The sequence below is a fragment of the Kitasatospora sp. Xyl93 genome, from assembly GCF_055383135.1.
The window spans coordinates 1,403,085-1,414,025 of record NZ_AP029185.1; the positions used below are offsets into that span (position 1 = coordinate 1,403,085).

Annotated in this window: 13 protein-coding genes; 12 read left to right on the forward strand and 1 reads right to left on the reverse strand. The window is 74.6% G+C overall.

Features of this window, described 5'->3' with window-relative positions; translation table 11 throughout:
- Positions 1-11 precede the first annotated feature (11 nt).
- Genes ACZ5GH_RS06055 through ACZ5GH_RS06070 form a run of 4 tightly spaced genes read left to right on the forward strand, consistent with a single transcriptional unit; the run spans position 12 to position 2,351 of the window.
- A complete protein-coding gene (locus tag ACZ5GH_RS06055; RefSeq protein WP_387751250.1) occupies positions 12-407 on the forward strand; it encodes a hypothetical protein in 396 nt (131 codons plus the stop codon).
- Positions 404-901, forward strand: coding sequence for a 3-hydroxyacyl-ACP dehydratase FabZ family protein (locus ACZ5GH_RS06060; protein WP_387751247.1), 498 nt, complete (start codon positions 404-406; stop codon positions 899-901). Before ACZ5GH_RS06055 ends, ACZ5GH_RS06060 begins: the two co-directional genes overlap by 4 nt.
- Entirely contained in the window at positions 901-1,641 is a 741-nt protein-coding gene (gene fabG / locus ACZ5GH_RS06065; protein ID WP_387751245.1) for a 3-oxoacyl-[acyl-carrier-protein] reductase, read from the forward strand. Before ACZ5GH_RS06060 ends, fabG begins: the two co-directional genes overlap by 1 nt.
- The gene (locus ACZ5GH_RS06070) at positions 1,638-2,351 is read left to right on the forward strand and encodes a DsbA family protein (RefSeq protein WP_464333658.1); all 714 of its coding nucleotides are present in this window, start codon (positions 1,638-1,640) and stop codon (positions 2,349-2,351) included. Before fabG ends, ACZ5GH_RS06070 begins: the two co-directional genes overlap by 4 nt.
- Before the next feature lie 93 nt (positions 2,352-2,444).
- On the opposite strand, the gene ACZ5GH_RS06075 is transcribed toward ACZ5GH_RS06070, so the two are convergent.
- Complete coding sequence (locus tag ACZ5GH_RS06075) at positions 2,445-3,173, reverse strand: aspartate/glutamate racemase family protein (protein WP_387751239.1); 729 nt, start codon at positions 3,171-3,173, stop codon at positions 2,445-2,447.
- 188 nt (positions 3,174-3,361) lie between these two features.
- On the opposite strand from ACZ5GH_RS06075, the gene ACZ5GH_RS06080 reads away from it, so the two are divergent.
- The 8 genes from ACZ5GH_RS06080 (at position 3,362) to ACZ5GH_RS06115 (ending at position 10,909) form a co-directional block, all read left to right on the forward strand.
- Positions 3,362-4,090 carry a DUF4097 family beta strand repeat-containing protein gene (locus ACZ5GH_RS06080; protein WP_387751236.1) on the forward strand — a complete coding sequence of 243 codons (729 nt, stop codon included), beginning with the start codon at positions 3,362-3,364 and terminating at the stop codon, positions 4,088-4,090.
- A 111-nt stretch (positions 4,091-4,201) separates the two neighbouring features.
- The gene (locus tag ACZ5GH_RS06085) at positions 4,202-5,131 is read left to right on the forward strand and encodes a 3-oxoacyl-[acyl-carrier-protein] synthase III C-terminal domain-containing protein (RefSeq protein WP_387751233.1); all 930 of its coding nucleotides are present in this window, start codon (positions 4,202-4,204) and stop codon (positions 5,129-5,131) included.
- Positions 5,131-6,522 carry a preATP grasp domain-containing protein gene (locus ACZ5GH_RS06090; protein WP_387751231.1) on the forward strand — a complete coding sequence of 464 codons (1,392 nt, stop codon included), beginning with the start codon at positions 5,131-5,133 and terminating at the stop codon, positions 6,520-6,522. The genes ACZ5GH_RS06085 and ACZ5GH_RS06090 overlap by 1 nt, the downstream gene beginning before the upstream one ends.
- Positions 6,519-7,802 (forward strand): type III PLP-dependent enzyme, encoded by a 1,284-nt coding sequence (locus ACZ5GH_RS06095; protein ID WP_387751229.1) that lies wholly within the window; start codon positions 6,519-6,521, stop codon positions 7,800-7,802. Before ACZ5GH_RS06090 ends, ACZ5GH_RS06095 begins: the two co-directional genes overlap by 4 nt.
- 50 nt (positions 7,803-7,852) lie before the next feature.
- A complete protein-coding gene (locus ACZ5GH_RS06100) occupies positions 7,853-8,122 on the forward strand; it encodes an acyl carrier protein (RefSeq protein WP_387751226.1) in 270 nt (89 codons plus the stop codon).
- A gap of 2 nt (positions 8,123-8,124) precedes the next feature.
- The gene (locus ACZ5GH_RS06105; protein ID WP_387751223.1) at positions 8,125-9,039 is read left to right on the forward strand and encodes a hypothetical protein; all 915 of its coding nucleotides are present in this window, start codon (positions 8,125-8,127) and stop codon (positions 9,037-9,039) included.
- The gene (locus tag ACZ5GH_RS06110; protein ID WP_387751220.1) at positions 9,036-9,734 is read left to right on the forward strand and encodes a hypothetical protein; all 699 of its coding nucleotides are present in this window, start codon (positions 9,036-9,038) and stop codon (positions 9,732-9,734) included. The genes ACZ5GH_RS06105 and ACZ5GH_RS06110 overlap by 4 nt, the downstream gene beginning before the upstream one ends.
- Positions 9,731-10,909, forward strand: a complete 1,179-nt coding sequence (locus tag ACZ5GH_RS06115) for an acyl-CoA dehydrogenase family protein (RefSeq protein WP_387751217.1) — start codon at positions 9,731-9,733, stop codon at positions 10,907-10,909. The genes ACZ5GH_RS06110 and ACZ5GH_RS06115 overlap by 4 nt, the downstream gene beginning before the upstream one ends.
- Positions 10,910-10,941: the final 32 nt, after the last annotated feature.

The following is a 10,941-nucleotide window of genomic DNA, read 5'->3' on the forward strand; positions in this document are numbered from 1 at the left end:
AGGGACAGACCATGATGCTCAGAGCGTTGACCGTGGTGGAGCCGGAAGGCCGCCCCGAGCCCGGCGGCACGGCCGGCGAGCCGGTGGCCCGGCACGTCCGGGGCACCGTCGTGCTGAGCGCGGACGAACCGTTCCTGCGCGGGCACTACCCCGGCCTGCCGGTGGTCCCCGGCTTCGGCCTGGTGCAGTACGTCCACGAGCTGGCGGCCGCGGCCGCCGTGCCCTGCCCCGGCCGGGCCGAACTCACCCGGGCCCGGTTCCTGAGCCCGGTGCGGCCCGGCGAGGAGGTCGCCGTCGACGCCCGGATCCAGCGCGACCACGACGGCGTCCGGGTTTCCGCCCAGGTCTCCGCCGACGACCGCCCCGCCGCCGAGATCGCCCTGTTCTACCCCCGGGAGGTCCTGTGAAGGACACCGCCGCCATCAAGTCGGTCGTCCCGCACCGCCACCCCGCGCTGCTGGTCGACCGGATCGCCGAGATCGAACCGGGCCGCCGGCTGGTCGCGTACAAGGCGGTCACCCTCGCCGAGCCCGCCTACCAGGACGTGCCCGACGACGCCCCCAACGAGGAGTACGACTACCCGCTGGGCCAGATGCTGGAGTCCTGGGCGCAGTGCGCGGTGCTGCTCGCCTGCTGGGAGAAGCCGAACGCCGACGTGCTGACCGGGCAGGTCGTGCTGCTGGCCAGGACCCGGGACGTCCGGGTGCTCGGCCCGGTCCGCCCCGGCTCGGTCATGGTGCACGAGGTCACCATGGTCCGCGACCTCGGCGACACCTTCATCACCTCCGGCCGCAGCACCGTGGACGGCCGGCCGGTGCTGGAGGTCGGCCAGTTGACCCTGGCGCTGCGCCCGGCCGAGGTGCTCCGGGCCCCTGGAACCACGACCGGCGGGAGGCCGTGATGTCCGCACGACGGGTCGCCCTGGTGACCGGCGGGTCCCGGGGCATCGGGCGCAGCGTGGTGGCGCGGCTCGCCGCCGACGGCTACGACGTGGCGTTCTGCTACCAGTCCCGGGAGGAGGCCGCGGCGGAGACCGCCAAGGAGGCCGAGGCGGCCGGCGCCCGGGTGCTGGCCCGCCGGGTCGACGTGGCCGACCGCGCGGAGGCCGAGGCCTTCGTCCGGGCGGCCGAGCACGAGCTGGGCCCGCTCCACGCGGTGGTCTCCTCGGCCGGCATCGTCCGGGACAACCCGCTGGTGCTGCTCACCGAGCAGGCCTGGCAGGACGTCATGCGGGTCAACCTGGACGGCACCTACCACGTCTGCCGGGCGGCGGTGTTCGCCATGATGAAGCGCCGCGCCGGTGCGCTGGTGACGATGTCCTCGGTGGCCGGCGTGTACGGCAACGCCACCCAGACCAACTACTCGGCGTCCAAGGCCGGGATCATCGGGTTCTCCAAGGCGCTGGCCAAGGAGGTCGCCCCGCGCGGCATCCGGGTCAACGCCGTGGCGCCCGGCTTCATCGAGACCGACATGACCTCCGGCCTGGCCGGGGACGTCGGCGGCGGCCTCGCCGCCCGGATCCCGCTGGGCCGCTTCGGCCGCCCCGAGGAGGTCGCCGACCTGGTGGCCTTCCTGCTGTCGGACCGCGCCTCGTACATCACCGGGCAGGTCTTCGGGGTCGACGGCGGGCTGGTGCTGTGAGCGGCTCCGGCAGGGCGCCGCGGTTCTACTTCTCGCTGCGCAGCCCGTACTCCTGGCTCGCCTACCGGGAGCTGCTGGAGCGGCACCCGGACGTGGCCGACGCGGTGGAGTGGCAACCGTTCTTCGAGCCCGACCCCACCAGCGAGCGGCTGCTGGCCGAGCTCGGCGGCACGTTCCCGTACACCGCGATGTCCCGCGCCAAGCACCTGTACGTCCTCCAGGACGTGCGGCGGCTCACCGCCGCGCGGGGGGTGGAGTTCCGCTGGCCGGTGGACCGCGACCCGGTGTGGGAGGTGCCCCACCTGGCCTACCTGCTGGCCGTGCGCGGGGGTCGCGGCCCGCAGTTCGTGGCGGCCGCCTACCGGGCCCGCTGGGAGGAGGGGCGGGACATCTGCGACCGTACGGTCGTCGCCGGGATCGCGGCCGGACTGGGCCTCGACCCGGTGGCGGCGGCGGGGGCGAGCGACGATCCCGAGCTGCGCCGGCAGGGGGCTCGGCTGCTCAAGGACATCTGCGACGACGGGGTGTTCGGCGTGCCGTTCTTCGTCCAGGGCTTCAGCCGCTTCTGGGGCCTGGACCGGCTGCCGGACTTCGTCGCCCACCTGCGGGCCCGGGCGGTGCCCGCCGGGGCGCTGCCGCCGCCGGCCGCGCCCGCGGTCGGACTCGGCGCCCGCTCCGTCGACGACGGCCACGCCGGCGGCTGCGGCTGACCGGCCCGCGAACGGCACGAACCGGAACGGAACGCTCGACGGAGAACGGCCCCGGCGCTGCTGCGCCGGGGCCGTTCTCCGTCGCGACAAGCTTCAGGTACGGACCGGCACGCTCCGGTAGAGTTCGGCGATGCACGCGCGGGAGAGCGCGGCCAGGCTGGAGACCATCAGCTCCGCCGGCAGGCCCGCGCTGCGGTAGGCGAGCGGCAGCTCGGTGCAGGCGGCCACCACCGGCAGCCGCCGGCGCCGCCACAGCCCTCCGACGGCGTCCCGGAAGGCGGCGCCGGCCTCCTCGACCCGTCCGGCCTTCACCCGTTCGGCGGCCCCGTGGACGGCCTGCTGCGTCCTGTCGTCCGGCAGCAGCAGCCGGTAGCCGCGGGCCGCGGCCCGCCGCTGGTAGAGGCCGCTGAGCACGGTCCCGGTGGTCGCCGTGAGCCAGCCGCCGTCCGGGCTCAGCCGGACGGCCTCGTCCAGGGTGGCGTCGACGATGTCGACCACCGGCACGGGCGAGGTGGCGGCGAAGCCGTCCAGGAAGACGTGCGCCGTGTTGCAGGGCACCGCCAGCAGGTCCGCGCCCCAGCCGACCAGCGTGCGCAGGCACTCCCGCACCCGCCGGGCCGGCTCCTCGTCGCCGCCGAGGATCGCGGCGGTGCGGTCCGGGATGCCCGGCTCGGACAGCAGCAGCAGCCGGGGGTGCTGCTGGTCCCGGGCGGCCGGCGCGTCGGCGGCGAGCAGCCGCAGGAACTCCGCGGTCGCCGCCGGGCCCATGCCGCCCAGTACGCCCAGGGTCCGCTCGGGGGCCCGTGCCGTCAGCGCTGTCATGGCTCGACTCTGGACGGGTGCGCTGACCTGGAACTGACATTCGCCTGACGTCCGCCGTTTGGGGGAACTCCCCATCGGGACAGGGGGGTTAGCCCCATGGTCCGCCGGTTTTCCGGCGCGCTAGCGTCGTGGGGTACGCCCCGCGACGGGGCCTTTTCCGGCAACGCCTTCCAGATCTGGGGAATGACATGCGCCAGCAGTCCGGCCGTCTCGCGTCCTTCGTCGTCCTCGCGGCCGCCGTGGGCGGTCTGAGCGCCTGCGGCTTAGCTCCCGACAACACCTTCGACGACGACGCCACGGTGGGCGACAGGATCACCGCGGTGAAGCTCGACACCACCTCCGGCGGGGTCACCCTGCGCGGCAAGGAGGGCCTCGACAAGATCTCCGTGCACCGGTCGGTCAGCTACAAGAACGACAAGCCGGGCGCGACGAGCCGGGTCGAGAACGGCGTCCTGGTGCTCGGCGGCTGCGGCCAGTACTGCTCGGTCACCTACACCGTCGAGGTCCCCGCCGGGCTGCCGGTCACCGGCCAGACCTCCTCCGGCTCGGTCAGCCTCACGCAGGTCGGCAGCGTGCAGGTCTCCACCCACTCCGGCGGGGTCAACCTGGACGGGGTGAACGGCAGCACGGAGGTGAAGACCACCAACGGCGCCATCAGCGGGCGCGGGCTGAACGGCGACCGGATCCGGGCCGAGACCCACAACGGCGCGATCAACATCACCTCGACCAAGCCGCAAGACGTCTCCGCGTCGACCTCCAACGGCGCCATCACCCTGGTCGTGCCGGCCGCCAAGTACAAGGTCTCCGCGAAGACCGGCAACGGCCACAAGGACATCGGGGTCTCCGACGACCCGTCCGGCCAGTACCAGCTCACCCTGAGCACCAGCAACGGACGCATCTCGGTCAAGCAGGCCTGACGCGACCACCGGCTGCCTGCCGTCCGGCGATCAGCCGGGCGTCAGCAGCCTGTCAGCGTTCCCGGCGACTCTGGTGGGGCTCCGATCCTTGTCGCGAGGAGGCCCCGTCGCATGACGTCGATAGAAGCGGTATCGAGCTACCTGCCACCGACGGTCTCGGTCGAACAGCTGCGGGAGCCGCTGGGGCTGACCGACCAGCAGGTGCGCCGGTTCACCAGGCTGTACGGCCTGGACCGGATCTGCCAGGCGCCCGACCAGTCCGAGGCGGAGCTGCTGACCACCGCGGCGGGCAAGCTGGACGCCCTCGCCGGGCAGGAGGACCGGATCCGGTACGTGGTGCGCGCCAAGGGGCTGCGCACCACCGCACCGTACCCGGTCAGCCCGCTGCGGACGGTCTGCGAGTCGCTCGGGCTGCGCCGGGCGAAGGTGTTCTCGGTGGCCGACCACGGGTGCGCGACCGGCCTGCTCGCGGTGGACGCGGCCGGCACCCTGCTGGCCGAGGACGGGGACCCGGACGCGCTCGCGCTGGTCCTGGCCGGCGACAAGACGCTCACCCCGTTCTCCCAGTGGGTCGAGGACGTGTCGATCATGGGCGAGGGCGTCACCGCCCTGCTGGTGGGGGCCGGCGGCGACCGCAACCGGGTGCTCGGCTACCACGCCCGGATCCACGGCCGCGAGGACGGCGTCATCGACCTCGACGCCGAGGGCGCCCGCGAGGCCAAGCGGATCTACCAGGACGCGATGGCCGAGGTCATCGACGGCGCCCTGGCCGCGGCCGGGCTGGCCGTCGGCGACCTCGACCTGGTGCTGCCGCACAACGTCAACCGGGTCTCCTGGACGGTCGCCGCCAACGCGCTCGGCATCCACCGGGACCGGATCTTCCTGGAGAACATCGCCCGGACCGGCCACTGCTTCTGCGCCGACCCGTTCATCAACTACCAGTCGGCGCTCGAACTCGGCCTGCTACGGCCCGGGGACACCTACCTGATGACCTCCGCCGGGCTCGGCCAGTCCTTCGCCGCGATGGTCGTGAGGCACTGATGGCCGCCCACCCGGGGCCCCCGGCCCAGGACTTCGCCGGCCGGCTGTCGCTCGCCCTGACCGGATCGCCGGACGCCCGCTTCCTCTTCCTGGGCAACTTCGAGGTGGAGCAGCAGTGGGCGCTGGGCGAGCACACCCTGCCCCGGCTGTCCGCCGCCGCCTCCAGCGCCGTGGTCAACCGGATGGACGAGTTCGCCCTGCTGCTGGCCGGCGGCCGCGACCACGTGGTGCTCAAGACCCACCCGGACCGGGACTACCTCGGGTACCTGGCCGGCCTCGGCCTGGAGCTGCCGCGCGTCCACGTCCCGGCCGTCCAGGACCCGCAGCGCACCGTCACCGAGGACGCCCTGGCCGACCCGGCGCTGCTCGCCGCGCTGGCGGGCCTGGCCGCCGAGGACTGCCGGATCGCCGTCCACGGCGTGTCCGAACCGGAGGAGCGCCTCGCCGCGGCCACCGGGCTGCCGCTCGCCGGGCCGGACGCGGCCACCTGCAAGGCCGTCAACAGCAAGGTGTACAGCCGCCGGATCGCCGACGAGCTGGGCCTGCGCCAGCCGAGGGGCTGGGCCTGCGAGACGCTCGCCGAACTCGCCGCCGCCTTCGCGGCGGTGGACGCCGAGCTCGGCGACGGCCGGGCCGTGGTGAAGGAGGCGTTCGGCGTCTCCGGCAAGGGCATCGCCCGGCTGACCAGCCGGCGCCGGGGCGAGCGCATCCTCGGGTTGGTCGCCAAGCAGGTCGAGGGCTCCGGCCGGGAGCGGATCGCCATGGTCGTCGAGGAGTGGGTCGACAAGGCCGCCGACCTCAACTACCAGTTCACCGTGGGCCTGGACGGCTCGGTGGCGTTCGACTTCGTCAAGGAGCAGCTGACCGAGGACGGCGTCCACAAGGGCCACCGGATGCCGGCCCGGCTCACCGCCGCCCAGGTCGACGAGCTGCGCACCGCCGCGGACCGGCTCGGCAAGCGGCTGGCCGCCGACGGCTTCCACGGCGTGGTGGGCGTGGACGCCATGGTGGACCCGGACGGCGGGCTCTACCCGGTCGTGGAGATCAACGCCCGCAACAACATGTCCACCTACCAGGTCCGTCTGCAGGAACGGTTCGTCAAGCCGGGACAGGTCGCCGTCGCCCGCCACTACCCGCTGCGGCTGACCGAACCCCTGGCCTTCGACGAACTGCGCCGGCTGCTCGACGGCCTGCTGCTCGACCCGGCCGGCGGCCGGGGCCTGCTGGTGAACAACTTCGCCACCGTCAACGCGGCGTTCACCGGCGCCGACGCCCCCGTCGACGGCCGGCTGTACGGGATCGTCGTCGCCGACTCGGCGGAGGAACTGACCACCATCGACGCGCAGATCGCCGTCCGCCTCGACGGACGGGAGAGGGGAGACCGGCCGTGAGCGGAGTCTTCGAGATCCAGGGCACACCCGTCACCGAGATCGCCGAGCGGTACGGCACCCCGCTCTTCCTCTACGACGGGGACGCCCTGACCGGGCGGATGCGCGAACTGCGCGAACAGCTGGACCCGCGCCTGCAGGTGTTCTTCTCGCTCAAGTCCAACCCCAACCTGGCCGTCTGCGCCCTGCTCCACGCCCACGGCGCCCGCGCCGAGGTCTCCTCGCTCACCGAGCTGCGCACCGCCCGGCGGGCCGGGGTGACCGGCCCGGACATCATCTTCCTGGGGCCCGGCAAGAGCCGGGAGGAGCTGGCCGCCTGCCTGGACGAGCGGATCGCGGCGATCGTCTGCGAGTCCTTCCAGGAACTGGCGCTGATCGACGAACTCGCCCGCGAGCGCGGGGTGGTGGCCCCGGTGGCGCTGCGGGTCAACCCGAGCTTCTCGGTCAAGGGCTCCGGCCTCACCATGGGCGGCAAGGCCCGCCAGTTCGGCATGGACGAGGCCCAACTGCTCGCCGATCCGGGGCTGGTGGCACGCCACCCGGCGGTGCGGGTGATGGGCGTGCAGGTCTACATGGGCACCCGCATCCTGGTCGAGGACACCGTCGTCGAGAACACCGAGCGGATCTTCGCGCTCGCCGAACGCCTCTCCGCCGCCCTGGACTTCCCGCTCGAGCTGGTGGACGTCGGCGGCGGGCTCGGCGTCGCCTACTTCGACGGCGAGCGGGACCTCGACCTGCCGAAGCTCGCCGCCGGGATCAACCCGCTGGTCGCCGGGTTCGCCGAACGCCACCCCGGCACCCGGCTGGTGATGGAACTCGGCCGCTACCTCACCGCGCTGGCCGGCACGTACGTCACCCGGATCCGGTACGTGAAGGAGTCGCTGGGCGAGCGCTTCGCGGTCGCCGACGGCGGCACCCACCACCACATGGCGGCGGTCGGCATCGGCTCCTTCGTCAAGCGCAACTTCCCGATGCGGCTGCTCAACCGGATCGACGAGCCCGCCACCGAGGTCTGGAACGTCACCGGCCCGCTCTGCACGCCCAACGACACGCTGGCCAAGAAGGCCGAGCTGCCGCCGGTGCGCCCGGGCGACCTGCTCGGAGTGCTGCGCTCCGGCGCGTACGGACCGACCGCCTCCCCCGTGCACTTCCTCAGCCACGGCTACCCGGCCGAGGTCCTGGTGCTCGACGGCGAGGCGCACCTGGTCCGCGAACCCGACCGGCCCGAGGACCTGCTGCGCCACCAGCGCCCGATCGCCCCCGAACTCCTCCGGCGCGCCTGAGAATCCGCGCCCGAGAACCCCCCGCCCACCCACCAGAAGGAGTGCTGACCATGACCGGAGCGACCGGCACGGACCGCGCGCGGATCGTCACCGAGATCTCCGCCGCCCTCGGCGAGGTGCTCGACTACGACCTGCCCGAACTCACCGAGGAGTCCCGGCTCTTCGACGAGCTCGGCCTCGACTCGACCGGCGTCTTCGAGCTGCTGATGCGGCTGGAGGAGTCACTGGACGTCGAGTTCGACACCGACTCCCTGGAGATGGCCCACTTCGCGAGCGTGCGCTCGCTGGCCGACTTCGTGGCCACGGAACTGGACGGCTGAGGATGCCGGTCCGGACCGCACCGACGAAGGGCCCCTGGGAGGCGCCCGCCGTCTTCCCGCTCGGGCTCGCCGCGATCACCCACCGGAGGTTCCCGCCGGGCCCGGCACGGATCGACGACGCCTTCTCCCGGCGCCACTTCGCCGACCTGACGGCGGCCTACGGCGTCGACCACCGGCCGGACCTGGTCCAGGACGCGGCCGGGAACACCTTCGCCGCGATGGCCGGGGAGCTGCTCGCCGGGCTCGGGCCGTCAGCCCCGCCAGCCCCGTCGGACCCCTCGGCCCCGCACGACGCCCGGAGCGCGCCGATCGACCTGGCGGTGGTCGCCCACGCCACCCCGGACCTGGACTGCCGGCTCGCCGCGGTCACCGCCCTGTCCGAGCTCGTCCCCGGCGGCCCGCTGTCCTTCACCGTCTCCGAGTGCGGCTCCAACGCCCCCTTCGCCGCGCTGCGGCTGGCCGCCGCCTACGCCCGGCGGCACGGCCACCGCCGGGTCGCGCTGTTCGTACTCGACCAGGCCACCTTCCCGTACCGGAGCGGACGGGAACTCGCCGGCGACGCGGGCCTCGCGCTGCTGCTGACCGACACCGGCTCCCTCGGCCGGCTCACCCTGTGGCAGCGCACCGCCACCGGCCCGGACGACGTGGCGGCGGCCGTCCGCACCGCCCTGGCCGACCTGGACGCCACCGGCTGCCCGGTGGTCGCCGGCGCCGCCGTCGACCCCGCGCGCGACCTGCCGGGCCACCCCGGCCGGATCGTGCGCACCCCGCCGGGCCACCCGGCCTCCGGCGCGCTCACCGCCCTCGCCGCCGACCCCGCCTGGTCGGCCGGCCGGGAGCAGCGGATCGTCGTCGTCGACCACGAGCCCGACACCGGCGACCTCGCCGTCTGCCTGATCGAACGGGGCGGTCGATGACCACCGTGACGCGGCAGGACGCGGGCCTGTGGACCCGCTGCCGGGACGCCGCCCGGCACCAGGGACTCGCCCCGGCGCTGCGGCTGCTCGGCTCCTCCCTGACGCCCGGCCTGCTGCCCTGCGGGCCCGGCGGGCACACCGTCGCCGACGCCGGGACCTTCGCCGCGGCCGACTGGCTCTGGGTCGACGGCACCACCCGGCCGCGCCGCCCCGGCGACGAGGCCGTGCTGTCGCGCACCCCGCTGCCCGGCGGCGAGGTGGTCGCCGCCGCCGTCACGACCGCCCCGCAGCCGGCCGGGCGCAGCGCGGCCGAACGGGACGCCGGCTCCGCCTTCGTCCTGGGCCTGGCCTGGGTGCGGCTCGGACTGTCGGAGTCGCTGCGCTCGGCGTGCCTGGACTACCTCGGCCGGCGCCGCAGCGGCGACACCTACCTGCTGCAGCAGCAGCTGGTGAAGGGCACCGTCGCCGAGGCGGTGGCCGACCACCTGGAGGTCGAGGCGGTGCTGTCCGGCGCCGGCCCCGGCGACCTGTCCGCCGCGGTGCTGGCGGACCTGCACGCCCGGATCACCGCGGCCGACCGCGAGCAGGTCCGGCTGCTGGGCGCCAGCGGCTACCTGCGGGACGGCCCCGGGATGCCCTGCTACCTGTCGGAGCTGGTGGCGGAGGTCTTCGTGACCGGGGAGGAGCCGCGGTGACCGGGCCGGACGGGCACCTGGCCGCGCTGCGCGCCCGGGCCCGCGAGTGGGGCGCCGACCTGCGCCCGCTCGCGCTGGAGATCGACCGCGACCCGGAGGCCATCCGGCACCACCTGGACCTCCCGGCCGTCCGCTACCTCGCGACGATGGGCATCCCGGCCGAGTACGGGAACGAGCCGGAGAAGATCGACGGGCACCGCCACTGCGGCGACTCGGCGCTGGAGCGCGCGGTCGTCATGGAGGAGCTCGCCCGCGCCGACGTCGGCTCGATGGTCGCCTCGCCGGGGCCGTTCCTGGCCGGCGTCGCGGTCGGCCTGTGCGCCGACGAGCGGCAGAAGCAGTGGTTCTACGGCCGGATGCTGAGCGAACCGCTGTGGACCTGCTTCGCGCTGACCGAACCGGACCGCGGCTCGGACGCGACGGCCCTGACCACCGCGCTGACCCCCGCCCCGGGCGGGGCGCTGCTGAACGGCGAGAAGCGCTACGTCGGCAACGCCTCGCGGGCCCGGCTCGCGGTGGTCTTCGCCCGCACCCGGCCCGGGCCGCTCGGCATCACCGCCGTGCTGGTCGACACCGCGACCCCCGGGTTCCACGCCGAACCGCTGGACATGCTGGGGCTGCGCGGCGCCCGGATCAGCTCGATCCGGCTGGACTCGGTGGCCGTCCCCGAGGAGCGGTTCCTCGGCCGCCACCTCCCGGCCAGCCGGCGCGGGGTGTGGGCCTTCGTCCAGACCTTCAACCTGCTGCGCCCCGGCGTCGCGGCGATCGCGGTGGGCATCGCCCGCGCGGCCCACGACTACGTGGCCGAGCACCGCGGCCCGCTGCGCACCGCCGAGCGGGAGCGGCTGGACGCGCTCGGCCGCCGGATCGACGCCGTCCGCCACCTGGTGCTGCGGGCCGCCGCGGCGGTCGACGCCCGGCCGGCCGACGGGCACCTCGCCTCGGCCGCCAAGCTGCGCGCCGCCCGGCTCGCGGAGGACGTGACGCTGGCGGCCTGCGGGTTCTTCGGGCCCGGCGCCCGGCTGGCGCACCCGGTGCTGGACAAACTCGCCCGCGACGCCCGGGCGATGGAGTTCCTCGAGGGCGCCGCCAACATCCACAGACTGAACCTCTTCCAGGGGCTGCTCACCGGGAAGGTCGGGCGCGCCCCGGGCGCGGCCGACGGCCGGCCCTGAGGCTCGGACCAGGGCTTTCGCCCCATCAGCTG